Raw genomic sequence first — 13,208 nt, 5'->3', positions numbered from 1 at the left:
CCTCTGGCTGCGTACCGTGCCGGCCCTGGCTTCGCAGGAAGCCATGCCGCGCGGTTCGCGGCTTGTAGCTTGTAGCTGATAAGGAATCTTTTATGACCCAGAAATTCGACGTAGTGGTGATTGGTGCAGGTCCTGGCGGCTATGTGGCTGCCATCAAGGCCGCACAACTTGGTCTGAAGACTGCCTGTATCGAGAAGTACACCGACGCCGAGGGCAAGCTGGCCCTGGGCGGCACCTGCCTGAACGTAGGTTGCATTCCTTCCAAGGCGCTGCTGGACAGCTCCTGGAAATACAAGGAAGCCAAAGAGAGCTTCAACGTCCACGGTATCTCCACTGGCGAAGTGAAGATGGACGTCGCCGCGATGGTTGGCCGCAAGGCTGGCATCGTCAAGAACCTGACCGGTGGCGTTGCCACCCTGTTCAAGGCCAACGGCGTTACTTCGATCCAGGGCCACGGCAAGCTGCTGGCCGGCAAGAAAGTCGAAGTCACCAAGGCTGACGGCACCACCGAAGTCATCGAAGCCGAGAACGTGATCCTGGCTTCCGGCTCGCGCCCGATCGACATTCCACCGGCTCCGGTCGACAAGAACGTCATCGTCGACTCCACCGGCGCCCTGGAATTCCAGGCCGTGCCGAAGCGTCTGGGTGTTATCGGTGCTGGCGTTATCGGCCTGGAACTGGGCTCGGTATGGGCTCGTCTGGGTGCTGAAGTCACCGTGCTGGAAGCCCTGGACACCTTCCTGATGGCTGCCGACACCGCCGTGTCGAAAGAAGCCCAGAAGACCCTGACCAAGCAAGGCCTGGACATCAAGCTGGGCGCGCGCGTCACCGGCTCGAAAGTCAACGGCAACGAAGTCGAAGTGACCTACACCGACGCCAACGGCGAGCAGAAGATCACCTTCGACAAGCTGATCGTTGCAGTCGGCCGTCGCCCAGTGACCACTGATCTGCTGGCTGCCGACAGTGGTGTGACCATCGACGAGCGTGGCTACATCTTCGTCGACGACTACTGCGCTACCAGCGTTCCTGGCGTTTACGCCATCGGTGACGTGGTCCGCGGCATGATGCTGGCCCACAAGGCCTCGGAAGAGGGCATCATGGTGGTCGAGCGCATCAAGGGCCACAAGGCCCAGATGAACTACGACCTGATCCCGTCGGTCATCTACACCCACCCGGAAATCGCGTGGGTCGGCAAGACCGAACAGGCCTTGAAGGCCGAAGGCGTTGAGGTTAACGTGGGCACCTTCCCGTTCGCGGCCAGCGGCCGTGCGATGGCTGCCAACGACACCGGTGGTTTCGTCAAGGTCATCGCCGATGCCAAGACCGACCGCGTCCTGGGTGTACACGTGATTGGCCCATCGGCTGCCGAACTGGTGCAGCAGGGCGCAATCGCAATGGAATTCGGCACCAGTGCCGAGGACCTGGGCATGATGGTCTTCAGCCATCCGACCCTGTCCGAAGCGTTGCATGAAGCAGCGCTGGCGGTGAATGGCGGCGCCATTCACGTGGCCAACCGTAAGAAGCGTTAATTATAAGAAACCACGGCGGGCTGCCCGTCGTGAGTCTTGCGTGCATGACTCACCGCGGAAAGTCCGCCGGACCGGATCACACGGGAAAACCCGGGGTCAACGGTCACAGGTGGTGCGGCGCCAGCGATGGCGCAGCGCCGAAGCGCAGTACCTAACGAAGACGGTAAAAAGCATGAATCTTCACGAGTATCAGGGTAAGCAGCTGTTCGCTGAATACGGCCTGCCAGTTTCCAAGGGTTTCGCTGTCGATACCCCTGAGCAAGCTGCAGAAGCCTGCGACAAGATCGGCGGGAACGAGTGGGTGGTAAAAGCCCAGGTTCACGCGGGTGGTCGCGGCAAGGCGGGCGGCGTCAAGCTGGTTCGCAGCAAAGAAGACGCCAAGGCGTTCGCTGCACAGTGGTTGGGCAAGAATCTGGTTACCTACCAGACCGATGCCAACGGTCAACCCGTCTCCAAGATTCTGGTCGAATCCTGCACTGACATCGCCAAAGAGCTGTACCTGGGCGCTGTAGTCGATCGTTCGAGCCGCCGTATCGTGTTCATGGCTTCCACCGAAGGTGGCGTGGACATCGAGAAAGTCGCCCACGAAACGCCTGAGAAAATCCTCAAGGCCACCATCGACCCGCTGGTCGGCGCTCAGCCGTTCCAGGGTCGCGAGCTGGCATTCCAGCTGGGCCTGGAAGGCAAGCAAGTTCAACAGTTCGCCAAGATCTTCGTGGGTCTGGCCAAGCTGTTCAAGGATCACGATCTGGCCCTGCTGGAAGTGAACCCGCTGGTGATCAAGGCCGACGGCGACCTGCACTGCCTCGATGCCAAGATCAACATCGACGCCAACGCCATGTACCGTCAGCCCAAGCTGAAAACCTTCCACGACCCGTCGCAGGACGACGCTCGTGAAGCCCACGCTGCCAAGTTCGAACTGAACTACGTTGCCCTCGAAGGCAACATCGGCTGCATGGTCAACGGTGCCGGCCTGGCCATGGGTACCATGGACATCGTAAACCTGCACGGCGGCAAGCCAGCCAACTTCCTCGACGTTGGCGGCGGCGCTACCAAAGAGCGCGTTACCGAAGCGTTCAAGATCATTCTGTCCGACAGCAATGTCGCGGCCGTCCTGGTCAACATCTTCGGCGGCATCGTTCGCTGCGACATGATTGCCGAAGGCATCATCGGTGCAGTGAAAGAAGTCGGCGTTAAAGTTCCGGTCGTCGTTCGCCTTGAAGGCAACAACGCCGAACTGGGCGCTAAAGTACTGGCAGAAAGCGGTTTGAACATCATTGCGGCAACCAGCCTGACCGACGCTGCTCAACAAGTTGTCAAAGCTGCGGAGGGCAAGTAATGAGCGTCCTGATCAATAAAGACACCAAAGTCATCTGCCAGGGCTTCACCGGCTCGCAGGGTACTTTCCACTCCGAACAGGCCATCGCCTACGGCACCAAGATGGTCGGCGGCGTAACCCCAGGCAAGGGTGGCACCACCCACCTGGGCCTGCCAGTGTTCAACACCGTGAAAGAAGCTGTGGAAGCTACCGGCGCTGACGCTTCGGTCATCTACGTTCCGGCTCCTTTCTGCAAGGACTCGATCCTGGAAGCTGCCTTCGGCGGCATCAAGCTGATCGTGTGCATCACCGAAGGCATTCCTACCCTGGACATGCTGGATGCCAAGGTCAAGTGCGACGAGCTGGGCGTGACCCTGATCGGCCCTAACTGCCCAGGTGTCATCACCCCGGGCGAGTGCAAGATCGGCATCATGCCAGGCCATATCCACTTGCCAGGCAAGGTCGGTATCGTTTCGCGTTCCGGCACCCTGACCTACGAAGCTGTGAAGCAGACCACCGACGCCGGCTTCGGCCAGTCGACCTGCGTCGGCATCGGTGGTGACCCGATCCCGGGCTCCAACTTCATCGACATCCTGAAGCTGTTCCAGGAAGACCCGAAGACCGAAGCGATCGTCATGATCGGTGAGATCGGCGGTTCGGCTGAAGAAGAAGCTGCTGCCTACATCAAGGCCAACGTCACCAAGCCTGTCGTTTCCTACATCGCCGGTGTTACCGCACCTGCGGGCAAGCGCATGGGCCACGCTGGCGCCATCATCTCCGGCGGCAAGGGCACTGCGGACGAGAAGTTCGCCGCCCTGCAGGACGCTGGTGTGAAGACCGTGCGTTCCCTGGCTGACATCGGCAAGGCCCTGGCCGAGCTGACTGGCTGGGAAGTCAAGAAGTAATACTGCTACACCCCCCACGCGCACAGAGGCCACCTTCGGGTGGCCTTTGTCGTTTCCGGGGGTACTCCTGTGCCGGCCTCTTCGCGGGTAAACCCGCTCCCACAGGAGAGCAACACATTCGAAACTTGTGGTGATCCCCTGTGGGAGCGGGCAAGCCCGCGAAGAGGCCGGTACAGGCAACATGGATTTTTCGATGAGTTTGATAGGAATTTTCACGCAGACGAATGTTTCAATCCGAGGATAATTCTCGCTGTCCTCGGTCGCACAGACGACAAACATGTACGCACATCGGACAAGCAGCACTGTGCCAGTGCGTTTGACTGACAAAACAGTTACATTACGCGTTCACTCTGTGCCCGTACCCCAAAAGGGAACGACACGCTAAACGGGTCTGGCCTATCAAGCCGGGCAGCATTTCCCCTCATCCAAAGGGAAATCCCCTCTCGAATCCCGATTTCAGCAGTGTGGTACTACCTTAAATGAAAGTTCTCAAAGGCCAGGATATCCTGGCGCTTGGCTTTATGACGTTTGCGCTTTTCGTGGGCGCTGGCAACATCATCTTCCCGCCTATCGTTGGTCTGCAGTCTGGTCCGCACGTATGGATGGCGGCCCTGGGCTTCTTGGTTACCGCCGTGGGCCTGCCGGTCATCACCGTGGTCGCTCTGGCCAAGGTTGGTGGTGGCATGGATGCCCTGAGCAGCCCGATCGGCAAGTTCTTCGGTGGCCTGCTGGCGGCCGTGTGCTACCTCTCGGTCGGCCCGCTGTTCGCCACCCCGCGTACCGCGACCGTATCGTTCGAAGTGGGCGTTGCGCCGCTGACTGGTGAAAGCCCGCTGGCGCTGTTCATCTACAGCCTGGTTTACTTCCTCGTGGTATTGGCCGTGTCCATGTACCCGGGCAAGCTGCTCGACACCGTGGGTCGCTTCCTGGCGCCATTGAAGATCATCGCCCTGGCGGTACTGGGCATCGCCGCATTCGCGCTGCCTGCCGGCACCATTGGTGAAGCGCAGCCGGCCTATGCCGCCGCAGCGTTCTCCAAGGGCTTCTCCGATGGTTACCTGACCATGGACACGCTGGGTGCCCTGGTGTTCGGTATCGTCATTGTCAACGCCATCCGCTCGCGCGGTGTCGAGTCGCCGAAGCTGATTACCCGCTATGCCATCATCGCCGGCCTGATCGCCGGTGTCGGCCTGGCCCTGGTGTACATCAGCCTGTTCCGCCTGGGGGCAACCAGCCACGACATCGCGGCTGACGCTACCAACGGCGCGGCGGTACTGCATGCCTATGTGCAGCACACCTTCGGCTCGCTGGGCAGCGGCTTCCTCGCCGTGCTGATCGCGCTGGCCTGCCTGGTGACAGCGGTTGGCCTGACCTGTGCCTGCGCCGAGTACTTCAGCCAGGTTCTGCCGCTGTCGTACCGCGCACTGGTGGTGATCCTGGCGGGCTTCTCGCTGCTGATCTCCAACCTTGGCCTGACCAAGCTGATCATGTTCTCGATTCCGGTGCTCACCGCGATCTACCCGCCGTGCATCGTGGTGGTCGGGCTGAGCTTCGTGAAGGACCTGTGGAACTCGCCGACCCGCATCCTGGCGCCAGTGATGCTGGTGTCGCTGCTGTTCGGCATGGTCGATGCGATCAAGGGCAGCAGCATTGCCCATGTGCTGCCGGACTTCATGGCCCACTTGCCACTGAGCGACCAAGGCCTGGCCTGGCTGGTGCCTTCGGTGGTGACCCTGGTTGGCGCCGTGGCCTGCGATCGCATGCTTGGCAAGCCGCGCGAAGCGCTGGCCTGATAGTCGAAGCCTGAGGGCGGCGCCGGCCACAAGCCGAAGGGTGCTCGCCAAGGTGGAAACTTCAAAGCCCCGTATCCGAGAGGATGCGGGGCTTTTTGTTTGCCTGTACTGGCCTCTTCGCAGCACAAGGCTGCTCCTACAAGTGCAGTGCCGTACCTGTAGGAGCAGCCTTGTGCTGCGAAGAGGCCAGTACAGGCAATGCGGATTTCTGGGTGTGTGTGTGCCTTTTGCCGCTTGCCAGCGTCGAAATCCGGTCCCTATCCTTCAGGTATCTGGCCCTCCCGGGAATCCTGCATGAATTTCATCCAAAGCAACTTCAACAACCTGTTGGCCATCGCCTGGTTCGCCCTGTGCTGGGGCGGTTATACCCGCTATGCCATCTGGAAGGGCCGCGACACCGCGTGCCTGGCCAGCGTGCTGCACCTGTACCGCGAAGACTGGATGCGCCGCATGCTGTTGCGCGACAACCGCATTGCCGATGCCAGCGTGATCGGCAATCTCGAGCGCAACGCCTCGTTCTTCGCTTCCAGCACGCTGATCATCCTCGCCGGTATTCTCACCGTGCTCGGGGCCTCCGACCGGGCGCTGTCACTGCTGGCCGACCTGCCGCTGGTGCAGCAGACCTCCCAGGGCATGTCCGAGATCAAGCTACTGTGCCTGGCCATGGTATTCGTCTACGCCTTTTTCACCTTCAGCTGGTGCATGCGCCAATACAACTTCGCTGCAGTACTCGTGGGGTCGGCGCCGATGATCGGTGAACGGCTGGTCAATGAACTGGAGCGCAAGGCATTCGCCTCGCGGGCAGCGCGGGTGTTGTCGCTTGCTGCCAACCAGTTCAACTTGGGTCTGCGTTCCTATTACTTTGGCATGGCCATGTTGAGCTGGTTCATCAGCCCGTGGTTGTTCATGGGCATGAGTGTCGGGGTAGTGCTGATTCTTTATCGCCGCGAGTTCCATTCGGATGTGTTAGATGTGATGGTGTTCACACCTACCGAAAGTGTTTCGATCGAACCCGCAAAGGAAACCGCCGCTCCTGGCACCTGAAACGTTTAACCTCCAAGTTTCAGGCACAAAAAAACCCGACAATGTCGGGTTTTCTTGTTTTCGCCGATTACTGCTTGGCAGGTTCGGCTGGAGCAGCTGGGGTGGCTGGAGCGGCTTCTGGAGCCGGAGTAGCCGGAGCGGCTTCTTCGGCGGCCTTCTGCTCGGCTTCGGCCTGATCTTTGGCGGCTTCGGCGTTTTCCTTGGCGGCCTCGTTCATCTTATCCTGAGCTTCGCCCGCTTTTTCCTGGGCTTGCTCGGCGTGTTGCTGTGCGTCCTGGGCTTTGTCTTCGCTCGCTTTATCGCAAGCGGCCAGGCCCATGGCAGCAGCCAGCATCAGAGCAAAAGCAAAAGGTTTACGCATGGGGGTATTTCTCCTTGGTGGAATAAGTGACTTGTTCCTTCGAGTGCAACTACGCGGAATAAGTTCCGCGAAGATTACACATATATAACGCATCGTTCTATATAGACTTTTTAACGTTTTTATGCCGCTGCGGCAACGCGCAGGAAAACAGCCAATGAGCGATTCAACCTTGATGGCGATGGCCGAGCGTTTTCTCTCGGCCCTGAAACATTGTCAGTTGTTGCAAATGCGCGTGGCGCATGCCAATGCCGATGGCATGACGCTGGTGCTGCCCTGGTCACCGGCCATCGTAGGCAACCCGCAGAGCGGCGCCGTACATGGCGGCGCGTTGACCACGCTGATGGATACCACCTGCGGCATGGCCACGCTGTGCGTGTTGCCGCGTTTCGAAGTGTGCCCGACACTGGACCTGCGCATCGACTACATGCACCCGGCCGAGGCCGGCAAGGACATCTACGGCCATGCCCAGTGCTACCGGGTCACCCGCGACGTGATCTTCACCCGTGGCACGGCCTACCAGGACGACCCCGCCCAGCCGATCTGCCAGGTGGTGGGCACGTTCATGCGCCTGGGCCAGGAGATCAAGGGTGGCATCCGCTTCGGCAACAACCTGAAGGAGGGCGGGGCATGATTCCGCACGAGGTTCGCCAACAGCTCAACGCCGCCCACGCGGTGGGGGACTATCGGCCATTACTTGCGCTGATCCCCTATGCCGGCCTGATCGGCATCGAATGCGAGCGCGAAGGCGATGACCTGCTGTTCTGCCTGCCGGCCAGCCAGGACAACATCGGCAACCCGCTGCTGCCGGCCATCCACGGCGGTGTGATCGCGGGCTTCATGGAGCTGTCGGCAGCGCTGTACCTGCTGATCTTCAGCGAGAGCGCAAGCATTCCGAAGATCATCGACTTTTCCATCGATTACCTGCGCGCCGGGCACTTTCGCGATACCTACGCCCAGTGCCAGCTATGGCGCCAAGGCCGGCGGGTGACCAATGTGGCGATCACCGCCTGGCAGGGTGACAGGCAGTCGCCGATTGCCACAGCCCGCGCGCATTTCAAGATCGAACCGGAAAAGCCCTTGAAATCATCCGGGCAGCCCCCATCTGAGTGACATCCGCCGCTAACGCAGGCCAAGCCGGCCGCCAGGCGCCTACTGCCATCAGATCGGAGTTTTGAAGACCATGAGTGTGGAGACTCAAAAAGAAACGCTGGGCTTCCAGACCGAGGTGAAGCAGCTGCTGCACCTCATGATCCATTCCCTGTATTCGAACAAGGAGATCTTTCTGCGTGAATTGATCTCCAACGCCTCCGACGCCGCCGACAAGCTGCGCTTCGAGGCCCTGGCCAAGCCAGAGCTGTTCGAGGGCGATGCCGACCTGAAGATCCGCCTGAGCTTCGACAAGGACGCCGGTACCGTGACCCTCGAGGACAACGGCATCGGCATGAGCCGCGAAGAGGTCATCGCCCACCTGGGTACCATCGCCAAGTCCGGCACTGCCGACTTCATGAAGAACCTCACCGGTGATCAGAAGAAGGACTCGCACCTGATCGGTCAGTTCGGTGTGGGCTTCTATTCCGCGTTCATCGTCGCCGACAAGGTCGACGTGTACAGCCGCCGTGCCGGCCAGCCGGCCGCCGAAGGCGTGCACTGGTCGTCGAAAGGCGAGGGCGAGTTCGAAGTCGCCACCATCGACAAGCCACAGCGTGGCACCCGCATTGTCCTGCACCTGAAGAAGGACGAGCAGGAGTTCGCCGATGGCTGGCGCCTGCGCAACGTGGTCAAGAAGTACTCCGACCACATCGCCATGCCGATCCAGCTGCCGAAAGAGCAAGCTGCCGCCGAAGGCGAAGAACAGCCGGCCGAAGAGTGGGAAACCGTCAACCGTGCCAGTGCCCTGTGGACCCGTCCGCGTACCGAAATCAAGGACGAGGAGTACCAGGAGTTCTACAAGCACATCGGCCATGACTTCGAAAACCCGCTGGCGTGGAGCCACAACAAGGTCGAAGGCAAGCTCGAATACAACTCGCTGTTGTACGTGCCGGCCCGCGCGCCGTTCGACCTGTACCAGCGCGAAGCACCACGCGGCCTGAAGCTGTACGTGCAGCGCGTGTTCATCATGGACCAGGCCGAGTCGTTCCTGCCGCTGTACCTGCGCTTCATCAAGGGTGTGGTCGATTCCAACGACCTGTCGCTGAACGTGTCGCGTGAAATCCTGCAGAAAGACCCGATCATCGACTCGATGAAGACCGCGCTGACCAAGCGCGTACTGGACATGCTGGAGAAGCTGGCGAAGAACGAGCCCGAGAAGTACAAGGGCTTCTGGAAGAACTTCGGCCAGGTGCTGAAGGAAGGCCCGGCCGAAGACTTCGCCAACAAGGAAAAGATCGCCGGCCTGCTGCGCTTCGCGTCCACCCAGGACGACAGCGGCGAGCAGAGCGTCGCCCTGGCCGATTACCTGGCCCGCGCCAAGGAAGGCCAGGACAAGATCTACTACCTCACCGGCGAGTCGTATGCGCAGGTCAAGAACAGCCCGCACCTGGAAGTCTTCCGCAAGAAAGGCATCGAAGTGCTGCTGCTGACCGACCGTATCGACGAGTGGCTGATGAGCTACCTCAACGAGTTCGACGGCAAGGCCTTCGTCGACGTCGCCCGTGGCGACCTGGACCTGGGCAAGCTGGATTCGGAAGAAGACAAGAAGGCCCAGGAGGAAGTCGCCAAGGACAAGGAAGGCCTGGTCGAGCGCCTGAAGGGCGCGCTGGGTGACAGCGTGGCCGAAGTGCGCGTGTCGCACCGCCTGACCGACTCGCCGGCGATCCTGGCCATCGGCGAACAGGACCTGGGCCTGCAGATGCGCCAGATCCTCGAAGCCAGCGGGCAGAAGGTGCCGGAGTCCAAGCCGATCTTCGAGTTCAACCCGACTCACCCGCTGATCGAGAAGCTGGACAACGAGCAGAGCGAAGACCGCTTCGCCGAGCTGTCGCACATCTTGTTCGATCAGGCGGCCCTGGCGGCCGGTGACAGCTTGAAGGACCCTGCGGCTTACGTTCGTCGCCTGAACAAGCTGCTGGTCGAGCTGTCTGCTTGAGTTGATGGATAGGAAAGCCCGCTTCGGCGGGCTTTTTTATGACGAATGCCAAAGGAGTGCTTGATGAGCAAAGTAATCGTCGAATCGCTGGTTTATCACCTGTCCGGCAAGACCTACGAAAGCCGCCTGGTCTATGAGCCGGGTGCGCTGGGCCGCCCTGGTTTGGTGATGGCGCCGAACTGGATGGGTATTGGCGAAGGGGCCGAGCGCATCGCCAAGGAAGTGGCCGAGAAGGGCTATGTGGTACTGATTGCCGACCTGTACGGGCAATCGCTGCGCCCGTCAAACGCCGACGAGGCCGGCGCCGCGATGATGCCGTTGAAGAATGACCGAGGGGAGCTGCGCAAGCGCATGCAGGAAGCCCTGGCGCAACTGCTGGGGCAGTCGAAGGCGCTGCTGGAGCCGGGCAAGGTCGGCACGTTCGGCTTCTGCTTTGGTGGCTGCTGTGCCTTGGAGCTGGCCCGTAGCGGTGCGGATTTGCGCGCGGCGGTGTCGTTCCATGGCACGCTGGACACGCCGAACCCTGAAGATGCCAAGCGCATCAAGGGCTCGGTGCTGGTGCTGCACGGCGCTTCCGATCCACTGGTGCCGAAGGAGCAGTTGCCGGCGTTCGAGGAGGAGATGAACGCGGCCAAGGTGGATTGGCAGTTGCTGAGCTATGGCGGGGCGGTGCACTCCTTTACCGACCCGAATGCCAATGTGCCGGGCAAGATGCAGTATGACCGGCGCACCTCGGAGCGGGCGTTCCGCTCGATGCATAACCTGCTGACTGAGGTGTTCCAGCGCTGAGATTGCACGGGGCCGCTGTGCGGCCCATCGCGACACAAGGCCGCTCCTACAAGGGTTACGCGTTCCCCCTGTAGGAGCGGCCTTGAACTGGCCTAATGATCCCGGACACCTCTTAAGGGCGATATGATTCGCCCAATCAGGAGGTTTCATGCAAGAACGAAAGACCTACACCCGCGAGTTCAAGCAACGTGCTGCCAGCATGGTTCTAGATGACCACTGCTCGATTCCCGACGTCTGCGCATCAATGGACGTCGGCCCTACAGCCCTGCGCCGCTGGGTTGATCAGGTACGTAAAGAGCGACAGAAGGGCCAGCCAGTAGCCGGTACCAAAGCGATCAGCGACGAACAGCGAGAGCTCCAGCAACTGCGAGCCAAGATCAAGCGCCTGGAGACCGAGGCTGAAATCTTAAAAAAGGCTACGGCTCTCTTGATGTCGGATCCCGATCGTTTTTCCTGATCGAGGAACTGAGAGAGTCAGGTTCGTATCCGACCAGCCTCCTTTGCAGTGCGCTGAGCGTGTCCCGTAGCGCGTTTTATGACTGGCTTCGCCGCCGTTCAGTGCCGAATACCAAGCGTGACGAACTCAGAGAAAAAGTCATTCAACTGCACGGCGAAAGCAGGGGAAGCGCGGGTGCGAGAATGATCTCTGAGCACCTGAAGGCCCAGCAGCTCAAGGTGGGGAGGTATCTGGCCGGAAAACTCATGGAGGAGGCAAATCTGGACAGCAAGCAACGCCGTCCGCATCGAAATCGCTCCAAAGGCGTTGAAGCGTTTGTGGCCAAGAATCTGCTCGCGCGTAACTTTGAGCCAACAGCAATTAACCAGGTCTGGTGCGGTGATGTGACCAGTTTGATGGTCGGGAAGCGCTGGTATCACCTAGCAGTAGTGATTGATTTGTTCGCGCGTCGGATCGTTGGCTGGGCGTTTTCCCTGATCAACGACGCCAACTTGGTTAGCAAGGCGCTGAGGATGGCGGTAGGGGTCAGGGGCAAGCATGCAGGCTTGATGTTTCACTCGGATCAAGGCTGCCAATACACCAGCCAGCGCTTCCAGTCCGAGCTGCTTGAGCATGGGATAACGCAGAGCATGAGCCGGAGGGGACAATGCTGGGATAACGCACCGACAGAGCGTTTCTTTGGGACGCTCAAGTCAGAATGGGTGCCGCCCAAGGGCTACAAGGAAATTGAAGAGGCCAAGCAGGACATGACCAGCTTCTTCATGCGATACAACCGAATCAGACTCCATAGCTACAACAACTACTTGTCGCCAATAGCTATGGAGCAGCAGGCGGCTTGATCACCGTAACTGGTGTCCGGAAATACTTGACCAGAACATGCCCGCTCCCACAGGGATATCACCAAGCCTGAGGGCAGTGATATCCCTGTGGGAGCGGGCAAGCCCGCGAAGAGGCCAGCACAGGTAGTACAAAGCTCAGCCCAGCGGATACTTCTGCAAGTTCGCCATCATTTGCTGCAACGCCTGCAAGCTGTCCTTTGGGTGCACTGCCCCGTCGAAGTCGCCAATCCGTGCCCAGTTCTCCGCCACCTGTTCCGGGGTAAAGCCTTCGCGAGGATCGAAGCCTACCCCCAGGCTGCGCTCCCACCGCACCTTGCCCACCCAGCCGCCGCCCACTTCGAACAGCTCACCGCTGCCCTGGCACTGCTCGCTGCCCAGGTACACCACCAGTGGGCTGACCAGCTCAGGCTTGAGCCGTTCGAACACCTGGGGCGGGATCAGCCCTTCGGTCATGCGGGTGCCACCCGTGGGTGCGATGGCGTTGACCAGGATGCCGTGCTTGCGCCCTTCGATCGCCAGGGTACGAGTCAGCCCATACAGGCCCAGCTTGGCCATGCCATAGTTGGCCTGACCGAAGTTGCCGTAGATGCCGGACGTGGAAGCGGTGAAGATCACCCGCCCCCAGTTCTGGTCACGCAGGTGCGGCCAGGCAGCGCGGGTGACCTTGTAGGCCCCCTCGACATGCACCTGATACACCTGCTCCCAGTCGCTGTCTTCCATCTTGTGGAAGGTCTTGTCACGCAGGATACCGGCGTTGTTCACCAGCACATCGACCCGGCCGAAGCTGTCCAGGGCCTGCTCGACAATACGCGCGCCGTGGCTGACCGAGTCATGGTTGGCAATGGCACTGCCACCAGCGGCGCGGATCTCCTCTACAACCCGGTCGGCGGCGGAAGAGCTGGCACCTTCTCCGTGGGTGGAGCCGCCGAGGTCATTGACCACCACCCGAGCACCACGCGCAGCGAACAGCAGCGCGTGGGCACGGCCCAGGCCACCCCCGGCTCCGGTGACGATCACCACGCGATCTTGCAGACGGACAGGCTCGCTCATGCTCATGGCTCCAGGCAGGTTCAGGTCAGCCGAGTGTC

Annotated in this window: 13 protein-coding genes; 11 read left to right on the top strand and 2 right to left on the bottom strand. The window is 60.6% G+C overall.

Annotated features, from left to right (window positions below):
• Window positions 1-92 precede the first annotated feature (92 nt).
• From lpdA to JV551A3_RS21975, 5 genes are all read left to right on the top strand, one after another.
• Window positions 93-1,529 carry a dihydrolipoyl dehydrogenase gene (gene lpdA / locus JV551A3_RS21995; protein ID WP_133974187.1) on the top strand — a complete coding sequence of 479 codons (1,437 nt, stop codon included), beginning with the start codon at window positions 93-95 and terminating at the stop codon, window positions 1,527-1,529.
• A gap of 172 nt (window positions 1,530-1,701) precedes the next feature.
• Window positions 1,702-2,868, top strand: coding sequence for an ADP-forming succinate--CoA ligase subunit beta (sucC, locus tag JV551A3_RS21990; RefSeq protein ID WP_003254205.1), 1,167 nt, complete (start codon window positions 1,702-1,704; stop codon window positions 2,866-2,868).
• Window positions 2,868-3,752: a succinate--CoA ligase subunit alpha gene (sucD, locus tag JV551A3_RS21985; RefSeq protein ID WP_004376004.1), complete on the top strand. Its 885-nt coding sequence runs from the start codon at window positions 2,868-2,870 to the stop codon at window positions 3,750-3,752. Before sucC ends, sucD begins: the two co-directional genes overlap by 1 nt.
• A gap of 479 nt (window positions 3,753-4,231) precedes the next feature.
• Window positions 4,232-5,545, top strand: a complete 1,314-nt coding sequence (gene brnQ, locus JV551A3_RS21980; protein WP_112252983.1) for a branched-chain amino acid transport system II carrier protein — start codon at window positions 4,232-4,234, stop codon at window positions 5,543-5,545.
• Between the two features lie 294 nt (window positions 5,546-5,839).
• Complete coding sequence (locus JV551A3_RS21975; RefSeq protein WP_133974172.1) at window positions 5,840-6,589, top strand: DUF599 domain-containing protein; 750 nt, start codon at window positions 5,840-5,842, stop codon at window positions 6,587-6,589.
• Between the two features lie 67 nt (window positions 6,590-6,656).
• Here JV551A3_RS21975 and JV551A3_RS21970 read toward each other — a convergent pair whose 3' ends face one another.
• Window positions 6,657-6,950: a hypothetical protein gene (locus JV551A3_RS21970; RefSeq protein WP_015271093.1), complete on the bottom strand. Its 294-nt coding sequence runs from the start codon at window positions 6,948-6,950 to the stop codon at window positions 6,657-6,659.
• 154 nt (window positions 6,951-7,104) lie between these two features.
• On the opposite strand from JV551A3_RS21970, the gene JV551A3_RS21965 reads away from it, so the two are divergent.
• From JV551A3_RS21965 to JV551A3_RS21945, 6 genes are all read left to right on the top strand, one after another.
• Entirely contained in the window at window positions 7,105-7,581 is a 477-nt protein-coding gene (locus JV551A3_RS21965; RefSeq protein ID WP_133974170.1) for a PaaI family thioesterase, read from the top strand.
• Window positions 7,578-8,060 carry a PaaI family thioesterase gene (locus tag JV551A3_RS21960; RefSeq protein WP_133974168.1) on the top strand — a complete coding sequence of 161 codons (483 nt, stop codon included), beginning with the start codon at window positions 7,578-7,580 and terminating at the stop codon, window positions 8,058-8,060. The genes JV551A3_RS21965 and JV551A3_RS21960 overlap by 4 nt, the downstream gene beginning before the upstream one ends.
• A 70-nt stretch (window positions 8,061-8,130) precedes the next feature.
• Entirely contained in the window at window positions 8,131-10,035 is a 1,905-nt protein-coding gene (htpG, locus tag JV551A3_RS21955) for a molecular chaperone HtpG (protein ID WP_133974166.1), read from the top strand.
• A gap of 63 nt (window positions 10,036-10,098) precedes the next feature.
• Entirely contained in the window at window positions 10,099-10,824 is a 726-nt protein-coding gene (locus tag JV551A3_RS21950) for a dienelactone hydrolase family protein (protein WP_133974164.1), read from the top strand.
• Between the two features lie 148 nt (window positions 10,825-10,972).
• A complete protein-coding gene (locus tag JV551A3_RS31130) occupies window positions 10,973-11,281 on the top strand; it encodes a transposase (protein ID WP_133970486.1) in 309 nt (102 codons plus the stop codon).
• Window positions 11,278-12,120 carry an IS3 family transposase gene (locus JV551A3_RS21945; RefSeq protein WP_328592114.1) on the top strand — a complete coding sequence of 281 codons (843 nt, stop codon included), beginning with the start codon at window positions 11,278-11,280 and terminating at the stop codon, window positions 12,118-12,120. The genes JV551A3_RS31130 and JV551A3_RS21945 overlap by 4 nt, the downstream gene beginning before the upstream one ends.
• A 135-nt stretch (window positions 12,121-12,255) precedes the next feature.
• Here the strand turns inward: JV551A3_RS21945 and JV551A3_RS21940 are convergent, their stop codons facing one another.
• On the bottom strand, window positions 12,256-13,170 hold the full coding sequence (locus tag JV551A3_RS21940) for an SDR family oxidoreductase (protein WP_133975493.1): 915 nt from the start codon (window positions 13,168-13,170) through the stop codon (window positions 12,256-12,258).
• Window positions 13,171-13,208 lie beyond the last annotated feature (38 nt).

It is taken from the genome of Pseudomonas inefficax, assembly GCF_900277125.1.
GTDB classification, from domain to species: domain Bacteria; phylum Pseudomonadota; class Gammaproteobacteria; order Pseudomonadales; family Pseudomonadaceae; genus Aquipseudomonas; species Aquipseudomonas inefficax.
The sequence above is the reverse complement of the archived record's forward strand: the minus strand, read 5'-3'. Positions and strand labels throughout refer to the sequence as shown.

Bases quoted from the DNA above. Each gene is read 5' to 3' on its own strand.
- lpdA (WP_133974187.1), top strand. From the start codon at position 93: ATGACCCAGAAATTCGACGTAGTGGTGATTGGTGCAGGTCCTGGCGGC.
- sucC (WP_003254205.1), top strand. From the start codon at position 1,702: ATGAATCTTCACGAGTATCAGGGTAAGCAGCTGTTCGCTGAATACGGC.
- sucD (WP_004376004.1), top strand. From the start codon at position 2,868: ATGAGCGTCCTGATCAATAAAGACACCAAAGTCATCTGCCAGGGCTTC.
- brnQ (WP_112252983.1), top strand. From the start codon at position 4,232: ATGAAAGTTCTCAAAGGCCAGGATATCCTGGCGCTTGGCTTTATGACG.
- JV551A3_RS21975 (WP_133974172.1), top strand. From the start codon at position 5,840: ATGAATTTCATCCAAAGCAACTTCAACAACCTGTTGGCCATCGCCTGG.
- JV551A3_RS21970 (WP_015271093.1), bottom strand. From the start codon at position 6,950: ATGCGTAAACCTTTTGCTTTTGCTCTGATGCTGGCTGCTGCCATGGGC.
- JV551A3_RS21965 (WP_133974170.1), top strand. From the start codon at position 7,105: ATGAGCGATTCAACCTTGATGGCGATGGCCGAGCGTTTTCTCTCGGCC.
- JV551A3_RS21960 (WP_133974168.1), top strand. From the start codon at position 7,578: ATGATTCCGCACGAGGTTCGCCAACAGCTCAACGCCGCCCACGCGGTG.
- htpG (WP_133974166.1), top strand. From the start codon at position 8,131: ATGAGTGTGGAGACTCAAAAAGAAACGCTGGGCTTCCAGACCGAGGTG.
- JV551A3_RS21950 (WP_133974164.1), top strand. From the start codon at position 10,099: ATGAGCAAAGTAATCGTCGAATCGCTGGTTTATCACCTGTCCGGCAAG.
- JV551A3_RS31130 (WP_133970486.1), top strand. From the start codon at position 10,973: ATGCAAGAACGAAAGACCTACACCCGCGAGTTCAAGCAACGTGCTGCC.
- JV551A3_RS21940 (WP_133975493.1), bottom strand. From the start codon at position 13,170: ATGAGCGAGCCTGTCCGTCTGCAAGATCGCGTGGTGATCGTCACCGGA.